Below are 16,353 nucleotides of genomic sequence, written 5' to 3' on the forward strand. Positions count from 1 at the left end.
CAGCATGCATGCGATCGTCGGTGACGCCGAGGGCGGTTCAGCGGTGCTCGCGCGATCGCGCGCCGCTATCGCCCGCGCGCCGCCTTGCGTCCCCTGGCTTCCGCCGTCGCCAGTTCACGCGCATCCAGCACGTAATCGCGCGAGCCGGCCAGCCGCTCGACGCCGAGGTCGATGAAGGCGCGCACCCGCGACGGCTGCGCCGTGCGGCTGCCGTAATAGAGGTAGACGCTCATGTGATCGGCCGCGTGTCGAGAGAGCAGCGGCACCAGCCGCCCGGCACGGATCAGCGGCGCCGCCGACAGGCCCGACAACAGCCCGATCACCTGCCCCGACAGGACCGCCTCGGTTTCCAGTTGCGCATCGTTGGTCGACAGCATCGGCGGCAGCTCATGCCGGATCACCTCTTCGCCGACCCGCAGCAGCCAGGGCAGCACGCGGCCGCTGCCGGGATGGCGGAACACGCTGCAGCGATGCGAGGCGAGCTGCTCGATCGACGCCGGCGCGCCGTACGCGGCCAGGTAGGCCGGCGCCGCGCAGACGATCAGTTGCAGGGCGAACAGGCGGCGCGCGGTGAGCTCGTCCTCCAGCGTGGTGCCGATGCGGAAGCCGACATCGATGCGATCCCGCGCCCAGTTGCCGATGCGATCGTCGAGCGTCACGTCGGGCTGGATCCCGGGATGGCGCCGGCAGAATTCGTCGACCAGCGGCCAGAGCACCGGCAGGAACGAGTATTTCGGCGCGACGATGCGTAGCTGCCCGGCGATCTCGTCCTTCGCGATGCGCGCGCGGTCGATGGCGCGCGCCAGCGCCGCCAGCGCGGGCTGCGTGGTTTCGAGGAACTGCTGGCCTTCGTGGGTGAGCGCGAGGCTGCGGGTGGTGCGATGCAGAAGGCGCACGCCGAGCCGTTTCTCGAGCGTGGCCAGCGCCTGGCTGGCGGCTTGCGGGCTGATGCCCTGCGCGGCCGCGGCGCGCCACCTCGCCGCGCGGGGCGCGCGCGTGGTACTCGGCGCGCGGCGCATCGAGCGCCTGCAGCAACTGGTCGAGGAATTGAGCGGGCAGGGCGCGCGTGCGCTGGCCTTCGCGGCCGACGTGACCGTGCGCGAACAGGTCGAGCGGCTCGTCGACGGCGCGGTGCAGGGCTTCGGCCGTATCGACGTGATGATCAACAACGCGGGGCTGATGTCGCTCGCGCCGCTGGAGCGCCGGAAGGTCGACGAATGGGATCGCATGATCGACGTGAACCTGAAGGGCGTGTTGTACGGCGTCGCGGCGGCGCTGCCGCACATGCAGCGCCAGATGTCGGGCAGGTGATCAACGTGTCGTCGGTGGCGGGCCACAAGCTGATGCTCAACGGCGCCGTCTACAGCGCCACCAAGCACGCGGTCGGAGCCCTGTCCGAAGGCCTGAGGCAGGAGATCAAGCCCTGGAACATCCGCACCACGGTGATCTCGCCGGGTGCCGTGGACACCGAGCTGCCGGGCGGCGTGAGCGAGCCCGATATCGCGCGCGGCCTGGGCGACTTCTATGCGGCCAACGCGATTTCCGCCGACTCCTTCGCGCGCGCGCGGTGGCCTTCGCCATTGCCCAGCCCGAGGACATGGACGTCAACGAGATCCTGTTCCGGCCGACCCGGCAACTGCCCTGAGGCATGGCGATGCGGCTTCGACATCGACGAATCGAGCCGCATCGCGATCACCGAAACAACTCGCGCAATTGAATACGACTATGCGCAATGCGAATCCTTATTCGCAATAAACATTCCAGATAATAAATCTTCATATCGAAAAGACCGCGTGCTAAGCTCGCTCCGCCATATGCCGAGCCGCCTCGACAGCAAGCGAATTCGAGATTCATTTCAACTCGCGGCCGGCTCGGAATGACTATTCAAAAAAATACAAGAAAAAGCCTGTGCGGCTTTCATTGAAGCCCTCTCGCGGATGGTGCAGGCGGATGCCCGGCCTGGGATGTCGGCGTGAAAACGATGGAATTTTTCGACGGAAAACCCGCGTTTTCAAATACGGAGAGATTCATATGTTGAAGCTTCGTCACGTCAGCTTGACGCTCATTGCCACCGCGGTCACTTCGCTGGCCGCCTGCGGCGGCGACGACGGCGCCTCGCCCGGCAGCCTCGCGCTCGCGCAGAGCTCGGTGGCCGGCGCCAAGGCCAGCACCTTCGCCACCTCGAACACGCCCGACTTCGGCCCGAACGTGGTCGTGTTCGATCCGAGCATGTCGAGCGCCTCGATCCAGTCGCAACTCGACAATGCCTTCAATTCGCAATTGCGCAGCCCCACCGCGCAATTCGGGTCGCAACGTTATGCATTCCTGTTCAAGCCGGGCAGCTATAACAACATCAATGCCAATGTCGGTTTCTATACGGCTATCGCCGGGCTCGGCAAGAATCCCGACGACACGGCCATCAGCGGCAGCGTGAATGTCGACAGCGGCTGGAATTACGGCGATCAGTCGAATGCGACGCAGAATTTCTGGCGCTCAGTGGAGAATCTCGCGGTGTCGCCCAACGGCGGCACCGATCGCTGGGCGGTCTCGCAGGCCGCGCCGATGCGGCGGGTCCATATCCGGGGCAACCTGACGCTCGGGCCGTCGAACCAGGGCGACGGGCAGGGTTATGCCAGCGGCGGCTACATCGCCGACAGCAAGATCGACGGCACCGTGTCCTCGGGTTCGCAGCAGCAGTGGTACACGCGCGACAGCACCATCGGCAACTGGGTCAACGGCGTCTGGAACATGGTGTTCTCCGGCGTGCAGGGCGCGCCCGCGCAATCGTTCCCGGCCACCTGGAACGCGGCGCCGCCCTACACCACGCTCGGCACCACACCGGTCTCGCGCGAGAAGCCCTACCTCTACATCGACAGCGCCGGCAACTACAACGTGTTCGTGCCCGCGCTGCGCAACAACGCCAGCGGCATCACCTGGGCCTCGGGCGCGACGCCCGGCAGCTCGATCCCGATGAGCCAGTTCTACGTCGCGCGTCCGTCCGATACGGCCGCGACCCTCAACGCCGCCCTGCAGCAAGGCCTCAACCTGTTCTTCACGCCCGGCACCTACCACCTGAGCCAGCCGATCGCGATCACGCGCGCCGACACGGTGGTGCTCGGCATCGGCTTCCCGACGCTGACGCCCGACAACGGCGTGAACGCGATGACGGTGGCGGACGTCAACGGCGTGAAGATCTCCGGCCTGCTGTTCGATGCCGGCACCGTGAACAGCAACGCGCTGCTGACGGTCGGCACCGCCGGCTCCTCGGCCAGCCACGCGGGCGATCCGGTCAGCGTGCAGGACGTGTACTTCCGCATCGGCGGGGCGGTGTCCGGCAAGGCCACCAACAGCCTGGTGGTGAATGCCAACGACACGCTGATCGACCATATCTGGGCCTGGCGCGCGGACCACGGCTCGGCGCCGACCGGCTGGACCGTCAACACCGCCGATACCGGCGTGGTGGTGAACGGCGCGAACGTGCTGGCCACCGGCCTGTTCGTCGAGCACTACCAGAAGTACAACGTGCAGTGGAACGGCCAGAACGGCAGGACCATCTTCTTCCAGAACGAGCTGCCCTACGACGTGCCGAACCAGTCCGCCTGGATCAGCCCGGCCGGCAACGGCTACGCGGCCTACAAGGTGGCCGCCGGCGTGACCAGCCACGAGACCTGGGGGATGGGCAGCTACTGCTTCTTCAACGTCAATCCCTCGGTGAACGCGTTGCACGGCTTCGAGGTGCCGCAAACGGCCGGCGTGAAGCTGCATGACACCTTCACGGTATCGCTCGGCGGGGTGGGCACCATCACGCACATCGTCAACAACAGCGGCGCGCAGGCAGCCGGCGTGTCGACCATTCCGGTGAACCTGGTCAGTTATCCGTGACGATCGCGATGCGATGAAGCGTCGACGTGGTGCCGGGGCGCGCTTCTCCGCGTGTCCCGGCACGATCGCGAGGCGGCCTGGACATCTCGGGGTCGTGTGCAGATTTGTCGTCGGCCGCCTGCCGAGTCGGGATCGATTGTGTAGTCCTTCTGATTTTCTTGTCGCGTCTGTGCGCGGCGAACCGATGAGCGTCGCGAGTGGCTAGACTGCGATGCGTTTCGCCATCGCCCGTCGCGAACCAGCGGATGGCGTCATGGCTTGTTCCTCTCCACGAGCCCTGATATCGGAGCCGCTCCTCATGAAAATCGCCCTCGGCTTGTTCGGTGCCGCGCTCGCCCTGGTCGCCGCCTCGGCCCTGCAAGCCTGCGGCGGCGATTCCTCCGCCGCGCCCTCGCCGTCGATCCACGCGGCGGCGCCGCCGGCCGCACTCTCCTCGCGCTGGCAACCCGTCGCCTCCGACACCTGGCAATGGCAATTGCGGGGCAAGCTCAATCGCGGCTACGCCGTCGCGATCTACGACATCGACCTGTTCGACAACAGCGCGCAGACGATTGCCGATCTGCACCAGGCGGGCCGCAAGGTGGTCTGCTATTTCTCGGCCGGCAGTTCGGAAGACTGGCGCCCGGACTTCGGCCAGTTCGCCCCCGCCGACAAGGGCAAGGTGGTCAAGCGCTCGCCGGACAGCGACTGGGAAGGCGAGAACTGGCTCGACACGCGCTCGGCCAATGTCCGCGCGATCATGACGGCGCGTCTGGATCGCGCCGTCGCCAAGGGCTGCGACGGCGTCGAGCCCGACAACGTCGACGCCTACGCGAACGATTCCGGCTTTCCGCTCGCGCCCGCCGACCAGGCCGACTTCAACCGCTTCATCGCCGCCGAGGCGCACCGGCGCAATCTCGCGGTAGGCCTGAAGAACGACGTCGACCAGGTCGCGCTGCTGGCGCCGTCCTTCGATTTCGCCGTCAACGAGGAATGTCACGAACAGGGCGAATGCGACAAGTACGGCCCGTTCACCTCGGCCAACAAGCCGGTCCTGAACGCGGAGTACGAGGCCAGCTACCGGACTTCGGCCGGGCAGCGGGCGCTGTGCGCCGACGCGCGCGCCCGCAAGCTGCGGACCCTGGTGCTGAGCATGGACCTGGACGACAGCTACCGCTTCAGTTGCGATTGATCGGGAATCGAGGGGGCCGGCATGCCGGCCCCCGAAAAAATCCTGATACCTCCATCAGCTCCCTTCTGCCAAACGAAATACTGCCATCGCATCGCCTGCCCAGAATCCACTGCGTTCACCGGCCTGGTCCGGACATTCAAAACAGCGGAAGGGGGAAGCATGCGGAAAACGACACTCGCGCGCCTGCTGGGCGGGTTGGTCCTGGTCGCCACGCTCGGCGCCTGCGGCGGCAATTCTGACAGCGGCGCCGGCACCGGCAGCAGCTCGGCGGCGGCCGGCGGCTCGACCACGCCGGTGCAGGCCAGCAGCCAGCACGCACTGCTGATCCAGCTCGACGGCGCGACCTATGCCGCGCTGGCGGCCGGCATCGCCAACGGTTCGCTGCCGAACCTCGCCAAGCTGCACGTGGCGCCGGCCTATAGCGGCGGCCTCAACGGCACGCTCTCGCAGCAGCCGAACCTCGATACGCCGAGCTGGGCCACGCTGCTGACCGGCACCTGGGCCAATCGCCACCAGGTGCTGTCCGATGCGCCGAACCAGGCGCTGCAGGCGCCCACCCTGTTCGACGCGCTGAAGACGGCCAAGGCCGGCAAGCTCGGCGCGGCCGTCGATTCGGCGGGCCTGGCCTCGCTGCTCGGCATCGACCGCAATGCCGGCAATCTCGACACGCTCTCGAGCTGCGCCTCGGTCGACAGTTGCGTGACGCAGCAGGGCATCTCGATGATCGACCGGGGTTATGCGCTGGTGGTCGCGCAATACCATTCGGCGCAGGATGCCGCGCTGAACTACGGGCTCGGCGCCTCCGCCTATGCGAGCACGCTGCAGCAGCTCGATGCCGCGGTCGGCACGCTGGCCGCCGAGACCGCCAAGCGCAGCGGCGAGAACTGGCTGATCCTGGTCACCGGCAGCCACGGGCTCAACGCGGCGGGCGGCGCCGACGGCCTGCCGCTGCTGCCGGAATCCACCACCTTCGTCGCGATGAACCAGGCCGACAACGGCCGGCTCGGCAGCGCCGCGCAGCCGGCCTCGCTGGCCGATCTGCATGCGCGCGCCAGCATCGCCGACCTCGCGCCCACCGTGCTGGCCCAGCTCGGCGCGCTGCCGGCCGCCTCCGCCTACGAGCTGGACGGCGGCGAGTTGATCGGCGCGCAGCCGGTCTCGCAACTGACGAGCGCGAGCCCCGACAGCCGCAGCCTGGTGCTGTCCTGGACGGCGCCCGCCAGCGGCGCGATCACCGTGCTGCGAGCCGGCCAGCAGATCGCCACGCTGCCGGCCGGCACCAGCAGCTACACCGACAGCCAGCTCGGCCTGAGCGCGGCCGGCACCTACAGCTTCGACTACGTGGTGACGGCCGGCAACGCGCCGCTCGGCACCATCGCGCGGATCGCCTACGTACCGCCGCCGCCTCCGCCCCCGCCGCTGGCCACCACCCTGAAGAACAACCTGGTGTCCTACTACCCGTTCGGCGCGCTGCCGGCGGCCGATGCGCTGAACGCCAGCACCCTCGGCCCGTTCGCGTCGGACGCGGACGGCGGCTCGCTGGCGGTCGATCCGTTCGGCTCGCAGGGGCTGCAGGTCAACACGCAGACCGTCGACACCAACGGCTTCGACGGCTACAAGCTGGTGCAGAACGCCGACATCACCGCCCAGTCGCAGTTCACGATCGGCATGTGGGTGAAGACGCCGTGCAGCGACGTGGTGGGCTTCGGCACCCCGGTGTTCGCCAACAAGAACTGGCAGACCGGCAAGAACCCCGGCATCGCGATCGGCCTGTTCCCGCAGGTGTCGGGCGCGCCCTCGGGCAGCTGCAACATCCAGTTCAACGCGGGCGACGGCACCAACCGCAACGACCTGAAGACCATGAGCGTGAGCGGCAACCAATGGGCCTACGCGGCCTTCGTGATCGACACGGCGGCCAAGACGATGACGGCCTATACCTTCGATCCGGTGCTCGGCGAGCAGAAGCAGAGCACGCCGCTCACGGTCGCGCCGTCGGCGCTCACCGGCCTCGACAACAAGACCTTCGGCATCAACGAGGACGGCACCGGCCAGTACCACATGCTGGCCTGCGGCAAGCCCGCCAGTTCCTATCCCGGCGGCTACACGGTCAACGGCTGCACCACGGTCAAGCCGAACCTCGAGGGCTTCTCGGACCTCGCGATCTGGAATCGCGTGCTCACCGAGAGCGAGCTGCAATCGATCGCGGGCTCGGGCAAGCCGCTGTCCACCATCCTCCACTGACGGAACGCCGACATGAACGCGAATTTCCCGGGCCGCCGCGGCGCCCATCTCGTGCGCGCGCTGCTGGCCGCCTGCGCCCTGAGCGTGCTGCTGGCCGCCTGCGGCGGCGACTCCTCGGACGGCGCCGCGCCGGCCCCCACCCAGGCCGATGCCGCGCCGGCCGGCTCCGGCGGCGCCAGCGCGCCGGTGCCGATCGTGGTGATGCCGGGCGCCGGGCCGTGCCCGGCCTCGGGGACGACCGCGCTGCCGTCGCCCTCGCTGAATGCCCAGCTGCGCTGCGCGCCGTGACGCGCGCCTTCCCGCGACGAACCCAGATCCGATCATGACCCTCATCGACCGCCGCTCCTTCCTCCGTGCCGCCGCCGCCGGTACGGCCTTCTCGATGTTCCCGCCGGCGATTCGCCGCGCGTTGGCGATTCCGGCCAACAACCAGACCGGCACGATCAACGACGTCCAGCACGTCGTGATCTTCATGCAGGAAAACCGTTCCTTCGACCATTACTTCGGCAGCATGGCCGGCGTGCGCGGCTTCGGCGATCGCTTCACGATCCCGCAGCCGGGCGGCGCCACGGTCTGGCAGCAGAGCGACGGCGTGCGCCCGGTGCTGCCGTTCTACCTCGACAGCACCAAGGGCAACGCGCTGCTGGTGGGCGGCGCGCATTCGTGGTCCGACGCGCATTCCGCCTGGGACGGCGGGCGCATGACCGCCTGGCCCGCCTCCAAGGGCGATGCCTCGATGGGGTACCTGCAGCAGGGCGACCTGCCGTTCCACTTCGCGCTGGCCAACGCCTTCACGATCTGCGACGCCTATCACTGCTCGCTGCACGGCGGCACCAACTCGAACCGCATCTTCCAGTGGACCGGCACCAACGGCCCGACCGGCTCGAACACGGCGGTGGTCAACAACAACGGCTGGGACGATTTCGGCCCGTCGGCCACGGGCCTGTCGTGGACCACCTATCCCGAGCGCCTGCAGGCGGCCGGCGTGAGCTGGAAGGTCTACCAGAACCAGCCCGACAACTACACCGACAACCCGCTGGCCGGCTTCGCCACCTTCCGCAAGGTCAACGAGACCCTGGCGGGTTCGCCGGACGCGCCCTACACGCCGGCCATGGAAGCGCTCTCGCCGCTCTACAAGGGGATCGGCAACACCATGCCCGACGGCGGCTTCCTGCAGGCGCTGGCCGACGACATCGCGGCCAACCGCATGCCCCAGGTGAGCTGGATCGTGTCGCCGCAAGCCTATTGCGAGCACCCGGGCGTGTCGACGCCGGGGCAGGGCGCCTACTACCTGCAACTGCTGCTCGACACGCTGACCGCGAACCCGGATGTCTGGAGCAAGACGGTGCTGCTCGTGAACTACGACGAGAACGACTGCTTCTTCGATCACATGCCGCCGCCGAACGCGCCCACGCGCAATGCCGACGGCAGCTACGCGGGCAATTCCACCGTCACCACGCAGTACGAATACTTCACGGTGCCGAACCCCATCGGCGATTCCTCGCCGCTCAAGCCCGACGGCCTCTCGTATGGCGCGGGGCCGCGCGTGCCGATGTTCGTGGTGTCGCCGTGGAGCGCGGGCGGCTGGGTCAACTCGCAGGTGTTCGACCACACCTCGGTGCTGCGCTTCCTCGAGCAGCGCTTCGGCATCCAGGAGCCGAACATCAGCCCGTGGCGCCGCGCCGTGTTTGGCGACCTGACCTCGGCCTTCAATTTCCGCAACCCGAACGCGGCCGCGACCACCGCGCGTTCGGCGCCCACCAAGGCCGCCGCCGACGCGCAGTCGACCCAGCAGAGCCACGCGGGCGCGGTGCCGGTGCCGTCGGTCAGCGCGCAGACGATGCCCAAGCAACAATCGGGCACGCGCGGCTCGCGTGCGCTGCCCTACGAGCTGCATACCAGCGCGAACGCCGACGTGGCGGGCGGCAAGCTGTGGCTGTCGTTCAGCAATACCGGCTCGGCCGGCGCGGTGTTCCACGTCTACGACAAGCTGCACCTGGATCGCGTGCCGCGTCGCTATACGGTGGAGGCCGGCAAGCAGTTGTCGGATTCCTGGAACGCGGTGGCCGACGACGCGGGCAGCTACGACCTCTGGGTGCTCGGGCCGAACGGCTTCCTGCGCGAGTTCAAGGGCAACGTGAGCGCGGCCGCCAACGGCCCGGCTCCCGAGGTGCGCGTCTGCTACGACCCGACCAACAACGCGGTCTATCTCACCATCATGAACGTCGGCAAGGCGGCCAGCCAGGTGACGGTGACTTCGAACGCCTATCGCAGCGACGGCCCGTGGAGCTACGCGGTGCCGGCCGGCATGCAGGTCGAGCCGTACTGGACGCTGGACGCCTCGAGCAGCTGGTACGACTTCACGCTGAGCGCCGAGAACGGCCTGTCGCGGCGCTTCGCCGGCCGCGTCGAGACCGGCCGCGACGGCATCAGCGATCCGGCAATGGGCGTGCTCGGCTGAGCCGGGCGGCGGGCGGCGGCTCGCCTTCGTCGGTGCGCGAGCCGGCGCGCCGCTCGACATTGGCCATGAAGGCCGAGATCAGCCGCGTGCCGCCGCGCGCGTCGAGGTAGTAGAGGTACTCGTGCATCGGCGGCATCTCGTCGACCAGCGGGATCGCGCACAGCTCGGGATCGCTGCCCACCTCGCCGCGCGGCATCAGCGTGCAGCCCATGTCGTGCCGCACCGCCTCGCGCACCGCCTCGCGGCTGCCCAGCTCGATCACGCTGGCGGGCAGTTCGATGCCGGCCAGCCGCAGCACGTCTTCCATCATCGAGCGCGTGCGCGAGCCCGGTTCGCGCAGCAGCAGCGCCTCGCCGGCCAGCGCCGCGAGCGGGATGGCCTCGCGCGTGGCGAACGGGTGGGACGGGTGCACCACCACCACCAGCGGATCGTTGGCGATGGTGTGCCGCACGAAACGCGGATCGTCGTCGCGCTGCGAGGAGACGGCGATATCGACGCGAAAATCCACCAGCGCGTCCAGCACCTGCTGCGAGTTGCCGATCTCGATGCTGATCTTCACGGCCGGATACTGGCGCCGGAATGCCGCGATCGCGGGCAGGATGTAGAACGGGCCGGTGGTGCCGACGCGCAGGTTGCCGGTGCGCAGTTCGCGTTCGTTGCGCAGCGCGAAGTCGATGTCGTTCTCGATCTGCATCATCTGGCCGACCAGCGGCATCAGCGAGGCGCCCACGTCGCTGAGGTCGAGCCGGTTGCCGCGCCGATGGAACAGCTCGACCCCGTAATGGCGCTCGAGCTGCTGGATTCGCGAGGTGATGGTGGGCTGGCTCATGTCGAGCCGCCTGGCCGCGGCGGTCACGCTGCCCTGGCGGGCGGTTTCGTAGAAGGCGGCGAGAAGCAGGGGGAGCATGGCGGGAGGCGCGCGCGGGCGACAGGCGGAAGGAGCGGGCAGTGTGTGGCGGCCGCATGTCGGCTTGATGGCAGGGGGCACGGGTTTGCCGGGAATACCTGCATCGATTCGATAATGCAGATGAGAACGATGGGATTGATTTTTCAATATCCCGCCATGAATAGCATCCGATGTTTTTAAAATCCCGGAATGGTAGGTGGGGAATCGTATTGAAATGCGTTGACCGCCATGTTGGCCGGGAATAATCTGATTCCGGTTCCGTCATTGCGGACGCCATTTCGAATCCAGGTATGACCGCGTGGCGGTTCTTTCGTCGTTTTCAAGCTCGGGAGACCACGATGTCGAAGCTCGGAAAAATCGTCTTGATCGCGCTGGCCAGCGGCTTGCTGATTGGCGGCAATGCCGCGAACGCGGCGGCAAAGGCATTCTGCTATTACCACCACAACTGCCCGGACGACGGCAAGCTGCCGAAGAACGGGCCGCCGGAGCAATACACCAAGCAGCAATGCAAGAACGGCGGCGGCAAGAGTTGGGGCGACGATCCCAAGAGTTGCGAGAACGTCAACAAGTGAAATGCGGGCGGCGCCGAATCGATGTTGTCGCGGTTCGGCGTCGGGCGGGAGTGTGATTTTCACATTCGGTATGTCAGTAATCGTTGAATTAATAAATATGTTCAGTGAGTGATGGAAAAGTGAAAAGATAATCGTCGCGGCCCGGGAGCGGCCACGACATGGGCTTCCCGCCCGGAAAGTCGTTCGACACGCCGCCGCGCTTTGTCGATAATTCACGCGGCCCGGGCGCGCCGTGGAGGCGCCCCGCTTCGACCGATACGACTGACCCGAGAATCATGCTGAAACGAAGCCTGTGCGCGCTGCTGTGGGCGATCTGCGCGATCGGCCATGCCCTGGCCGCCGAACCCGCCGTCGACCTCGCCACCGCCGGCAAGACCGTCTCCTTCACGCGTGCCGCGTTGCTGGCGCGCGCCGACGCGGCCGATATCGAAGTGGCGCGCGATGTCTCCTACGGCAAGCCGATGCGCTATCGCGCGGTGCCGCTGGCCGACCTGCTGGCGGGCACGACGCTGCCGGCCGGCGAGGTACTCGAAACACGCGCCGCCGATGGCTTCGCCGCGCAGTTGCCGATGGACCTGGTGCTCAACCGCGATCCGTCGCGCGCCGTGGCGTGGCTGGCGATCGAGGAGCCGGCGCGGCCCTGGCCGAAGCTGCCGGGCAAGGCGGTGGGCGCGGGGCCGTTCTACCTGGTCTGGGTCGGCAGGCAGGCCGCCTCGGTGCGCAGCGAGCAGTGGCCCTACCAGGTCACGCACCTGGCCCTGCAGCCCTCGCCGGCGGCGCGCTGGCCCGCGCTCGCGGTCGATGCCGCGCTGCCGGCCACCGATCCCGTGCGCGCCGGCCAGACCTTGTTCATCACGCAGTGCCTGGCTTGCCATCGCCTGAACGGCGCGGGCAGCTCGAACACGGGCCCCGACCTCAACCTGCCGATGAACCCGACCGAATACTTCCAGCCGGGCGCCCTGCATCGCTATATCCGCAACCCCGCTTCGGTGCGCGATTGGCCGGGCCGCGCGATGCCGGCCTTCTCGACGGCGCAGCTCAGCGATCGCGAGATCGATCTGGTGGTGAGCTACCTGGCGTACATGGCAGGGCGCAAGCACCCGGCATCGGCTGCCAGGTAGCCGGCCGCGGGCTCGATACAATGCAGGGCGTCGCGGGGCTCGCCATCCAGCGCGAGCCGGCCGTCGACGCGTGATCCACATCGGGAGCCTGCCGGATGCCTATCAACTACCTGCGCGGTTTCACCACGCCGCAGCGCAGCGACGCCGCCAATCGCCGCCTGGGAGGCACGCTCGCCTTCGTTGCCGGGGCCGCCAATGCCGGCGGCTTCCTGGCGGTGGGCCAATACACCTCGCACATGTCGGGCATCGTCTCCTCGCTGGCCGACAACTTCGCGCTCGGCCACCTGGATCTGGTGGCCGCCGGCCTGGGTTCGCTGCTGTCCTTCCTGGCCGGCGCGGCCAGCTCGGCGATGCTGATCAACTGGGGCCGCCGCCGGCAGTTGCGCAGCCGCTACGCGATCCCGCTGCTGCTCGAGGCATCGCTGCTGCTGGCGTTCGGCCTGCTCGGTGCCAACCTCGAAATCCATCGCCTGCTGTTCGTGCCCGTCACGGTCTGCCTGCTCTGCTACGTGATGGGCCTGCAGAACGCGATGATCACCAAGATCTCCAAGGCCGAGATTCGCACCACGCATGTCACCGGCCTGGTGACCGATATCGGCATCGAACTCGGCAAGCTGCTGTACTGGAATGCCGGCGGCGATCCGGGGGAGCGCGTGCGCGCCGATCGCCAGAAGATCGTACTGCTCGGCACGCTGCTCCTGTCCTTCCTGTCCGGCGGCGTGGTGGGCGCGCTCGGCTTCGGCCATCTCGGCTTCATCGCCACCGTGCCGCTCGCGCTGGTGGTGTTCGCGCTCGCGTTTGTCCCGGTTTTCGACGACATGCTGACGCGCCGTGTTTGATCGCTTCATTCCGAATTCTTATTGATATCGATTCGGGCCGCGGACCATACCATTCCCGCATTGCGGGCAGCAGGGAAATGGTATTTGATTCGAATGCCTCTCGCGTTTTGCCGAGTCATCGCCGACACCCCAAGAAAAGTGAATAACGCCTCACGTGTCGCGACGATGAGTTTGCCGTGCCGAGCCCCCGTGCCGCTTCGCCGAAGCGGCCTGGTTTGCAACGCGCCCGATGCCAGGCATCGGACATTCGAACAGGAATACTGAATGAAAACGCCCCGCAAGTCCGCCATCGGACGTCTCCGTCAAGCTGCCATCCTTGCCTCCGCCGCATTCGCCATGTTCGCCGCCTCGGGCGCCGATGCGCAGGCGGCCTTGTCGATGCTGCACGCGAGTGGACGGCAGATCGTCGATACCAGCGGCAAGACGGTCCAGTTGAAGGGTTTCAATCTCGGCGGCTGGTTCGTGATGGAAGGCTACATGTCGCCGATGGACGCCGGCAGCCTGACCGATACCTACAGCGTGATGAAGCAGCTCGACGCCGCCTACGGCGTGACCGAGGAACGCGCGCTGATGAAGGCCTACCAGGACACCTGGATCCAGGCCCAGGATTTCGCCAATATCAAGGCCGCCGGTTTCAACGTGGTGCGCGTGCCCTTGTGGTGGGGGCAGTTCTTCGATCTCGACAATCCGACCATTCCGGGCTGGCGCAGCGATGCCTTTGTCGAGCTCGACCAGCTGGTGGCCAACGCGGCGGCCAACGGCATCTACGTGATCTTCGACATGCACGGCGTGATCGGCGGTCAGGGCACCGACGTGGATACCGGCCAGGGCAATCGCAATGCGTTCTGGAGCAACACCGAATTCCAGTCGGATACGGCCTGGCTGTGGTGGCAGATCGCGAATCACTTCAAGGGCAATACCACCGTGGCCGGCTACGACCTGATCAACGAACCGACCGGCGCGCCGAACAACAACGCCGTGTGGAGCGCCTATTCGCGCTTCTACAACAGCATTCGCAGCATCGATCCCGATCACATGATCTTCATCGAGGGCACCTGGGGCAACTGGAACTGGGACATGCTGCCGCCACCTTCGCAATACGGCTGGACCAACGTGGTCTACGAGATGCACGAGTACCAGTGGGGGGCGAACGGCAACGCCTCGGTGATCAAGAACGGCGCCGACAACCAGGCGCGCGACTTCGCCAATCACGCCTCCTGGAACGTGCCGGGTTATGTCGGCGAGTTCAATGCCTTCTCGACCGACCCGAGCGTCTGGCAGTACTGCATCACGGCCTACAACAACGCCGGGCTGAGCTGGACGCAATGGGCCTACAAGGCCGTCAACGGCACCGCGCCGAACTACTGGGGCTGGTACGACCCGACCTTCTGGCCGGCGCGCCCGAACGTGTCTACCGATTCGGCTTCCGAGATCGAGCGCAAGTGGCGGCTGTGGTCGACCAGCGCGACCTTCGCGAAGAACACGGCGCTCAATATCAGGCCTTCGTATTGAGAAAAAAGGGGCTCGCCCGTTTCCCCAGCCGAATCCCCGCGCGCCGCCTACGCAGCGCGCGCGATATGGATCCCCGAAATCGGCATTTGAGCGCGTATTTCCGGTCGATATAGTCGCAACTCGTTTTCCTCCTGCTGACGAGCCGAACCATGTCGACCCTCGCTTTCGATCGCGCCGCGCCGGCGCACGCCGATTCCGCCGCCGGCGCGCCCGAGCTGATCCGCTCGGCCCAGGACGTGGCGCGCCTGGCCAACCGCGGCGCCGCGCCCGGCGGCCACGCGCGCGCGGTGGTGGCGATCGCGCTGGGCGGCGTGTTCCTCGACGCCTACGACCTCACCTCGCTGGCCTACGGCATCAAGGACATCGCGCGCGAGTTCGCGCTGAGCCCGGTGCAGGTCGGCCTGGTGTCATCGGCGATCACCTTCGGCGCGCTGGTGGGCGCCCTGGCCGGCGGCTACCTCACCGACCGGATCGGCCGCTATCGTGTGTTCATGGCAGACATGGTGTTCTTCGTGGTCGCAGCGATCGCCGCCGGCTTGGCGCCGAATGCCTGGGTGCTGGCGATCTCGCGCTTCGTGATGGGGATCGGCGTCGGCCTCGACCTGCCGGTGGCGATGGCCTTCCTGGCCGAGTTCTCGCGCGTCTCGGGCAAGCGCAACAAGGCGTCCAGCATCGCCGCCTGGTGCCCGGCCTGGTACGCGGCCACCAGCGCCTGCTACCTGCTGATCCTCGGGCTCTATGCCGTCTTGCCCGATGCGCAGCTCGGCTGGCTGTGGCGCGTGGTGCTGGCCTTCGGCGCGGTGCCGGCGCTGGCGATCATCGCGGTGCGCAGCCGCTACATCAGCGAATCGCCGGTGTGGGCCGCCAACCAGGGCGACCTGGCGGGCGCGGCGCGCATCCTCAAGCGCTCGCACGGCATCGACGCGGTGGTGGCCGAGGGCGCCGAGCGCGGCACGCCGCGGCCCTGTTCAACCCCACCTATCGCAAGCGCACCATCCTGACGCTGGTGATCGGCGGCGCGTCCTCGTTCGGCTACAACGCGATCGTCTACGGCTTGCCGGTGATCCTCGCCAGCTTCCTGAAGCAGGGACCGCTCACCACCATCGTCGCCGCGCTGGCGCTGAACCTGCTGTTCGCCTTCGTGGGCGGCCTGATCGGCGTGCGCACGGCCGCCAGCATCGGCGCCTGGAAGATGACGGTGGCCGGGGTGGCCCTGCAGTTCGCGTCCTTGATCGGCCTGGCGCTGATCGGCAAGCCGAGCGGCGCGGCCCTGGTTGTCGGTGCGATCCTGCTGCTCGGCGCCTACCTGTTCGGGCAAGGCTTCGGCCCTGGCTCGCACTCGATGACCTACGCCACGCTCAGCTATCCCACCTCGCTGCGCGGCGTCGGCGTCGGCTTCTCGCAGACCGTCGCGCGCGGCCTGTCCACCGTGTCGCTGTTCCTGTTCCCGGTGTTGGCCGCCACGTTCGGCACGCGGGTGTTCTGGCTGATCGCGCTGGCGCCGCTGGCCTCGCTGACGGCGCTCCTGCTGCTGCGCTGGGAGCCTTCCGGCTACGACATCGACGCGGAAGACTATCGCGACGCCGAGCCGGCGGCCGCGCTCGCGAAACAGGCTGCCTGAACGAGAACGGCGCGCCGCGTTCCTCT

Annotated in this window: 11 protein-coding genes and 2 pseudogenes; 11 read left to right on the forward strand and 2 right to left on the reverse strand. The window is 67.6% G+C overall.

Annotated elements, in window-relative coordinates:
* Positions 1-65: 65 nt before the first annotated feature.
* The gene (locus FB600_RS06755) at positions 66-1,019 is read right to left on the reverse strand and encodes a LysR family transcriptional regulator (protein WP_145756406.1); all 954 of its coding nucleotides are present in this window, start codon (positions 1,017-1,019) and stop codon (positions 66-68) included.
* Between FB600_RS06755 and FB600_RS06760 the strand changes: the two are divergent.
* From FB600_RS06760 to FB600_RS06785, 6 genes and pseudogenes are all read left to right on the forward strand, one after another.
* Positions 949-1,645, forward strand: a pseudogene (locus FB600_RS06760) (SDR family oxidoreductase). The gene FB600_RS06755 and the pseudogene FB600_RS06760 sit on opposite strands and share 71 nt — an antisense overlap.
* A gap of 386 nt (positions 1,646-2,031) precedes the next feature.
* A complete protein-coding gene (locus FB600_RS06765) occupies positions 2,032-3,882 on the forward strand; it encodes a hypothetical protein (RefSeq protein ID WP_096752257.1) in 1,851 nt (616 codons plus the stop codon).
* A gap of 298 nt (positions 3,883-4,180) precedes the next feature.
* Positions 4,181-5,053, forward strand: a complete 873-nt coding sequence (locus FB600_RS06770; protein WP_145756407.1) for an endo alpha-1,4 polygalactosaminidase — start codon at positions 4,181-4,183, stop codon at positions 5,051-5,053.
* A 159-nt stretch (positions 5,054-5,212) separates the two neighbouring features.
* Entirely contained in the window at positions 5,213-7,294 is a 2,082-nt protein-coding gene (locus FB600_RS06775) for a LamG domain-containing protein (RefSeq protein ID WP_145756408.1), read from the forward strand.
* A 12-nt stretch (positions 7,295-7,306) separates the two neighbouring features.
* Positions 7,307-7,582: a hypothetical protein gene (locus FB600_RS06780; RefSeq protein WP_025101770.1), complete on the forward strand. Its 276-nt coding sequence runs from the start codon at positions 7,307-7,309 to the stop codon at positions 7,580-7,582.
* Between the two features lie 34 nt (positions 7,583-7,616).
* Positions 7,617-9,755 carry a phosphocholine-specific phospholipase C gene (locus tag FB600_RS06785; RefSeq protein ID WP_098151506.1) on the forward strand — a complete coding sequence of 713 codons (2,139 nt, stop codon included), beginning with the start codon at positions 7,617-7,619 and terminating at the stop codon, positions 9,753-9,755.
* On the opposite strand, the gene FB600_RS06790 is transcribed toward FB600_RS06785, so the two are convergent.
* On the reverse strand, positions 9,724-10,662 hold the full coding sequence (locus FB600_RS06790) for a LysR substrate-binding domain-containing protein (protein ID WP_145756409.1): 939 nt from the start codon (positions 10,660-10,662) through the stop codon (positions 9,724-9,726). The genes FB600_RS06785 and FB600_RS06790 overlap by 32 nt on opposite strands.
* Before the next feature lie 338 nt (positions 10,663-11,000).
* Between FB600_RS06790 and FB600_RS06795 the strand changes: the two genes are divergently transcribed.
* The 5 genes and pseudogenes from FB600_RS06795 to FB600_RS06815 all read left to right on the forward strand — a co-directional run bounded on the left by FB600_RS06795 (position 11,001) and on the right by FB600_RS06815 (position 16,327).
* Positions 11,001-11,234, forward strand: a complete 234-nt coding sequence (locus FB600_RS06795) for a hypothetical protein (RefSeq protein WP_025101773.1) — start codon at positions 11,001-11,003, stop codon at positions 11,232-11,234.
* A gap of 275 nt (positions 11,235-11,509) precedes the next feature.
* The gene (locus FB600_RS06800) at positions 11,510-12,355 is read left to right on the forward strand and encodes a c-type cytochrome (protein ID WP_145756410.1); all 846 of its coding nucleotides are present in this window, start codon (positions 11,510-11,512) and stop codon (positions 12,353-12,355) included.
* Between the two features lie 95 nt (positions 12,356-12,450).
* Positions 12,451-13,194, forward strand: coding sequence for a YoaK family protein (locus FB600_RS06805; protein ID WP_145756411.1), 744 nt, complete (start codon positions 12,451-12,453; stop codon positions 13,192-13,194).
* 336 nt (positions 13,195-13,530) lie between these two features.
* Positions 13,531-14,706, forward strand: coding sequence for a glycoside hydrolase family 5 protein (locus FB600_RS06810; RefSeq protein ID WP_244102683.1), 1,176 nt, complete (start codon positions 13,531-13,533; stop codon positions 14,704-14,706).
* Between the two features lie 149 nt (positions 14,707-14,855).
* Positions 14,856-16,327: pseudogene (locus FB600_RS06815) on the forward strand (MFS transporter).
* Positions 16,328-16,353 lie beyond the last annotated feature (26 nt).

Source organism: Burkholderia sp. SJZ089 (genome assembly GCF_007828315.1).
Classification (GTDB): domain Bacteria; phylum Pseudomonadota; class Gammaproteobacteria; order Burkholderiales; family Burkholderiaceae; genus Burkholderia; species Burkholderia gladioli.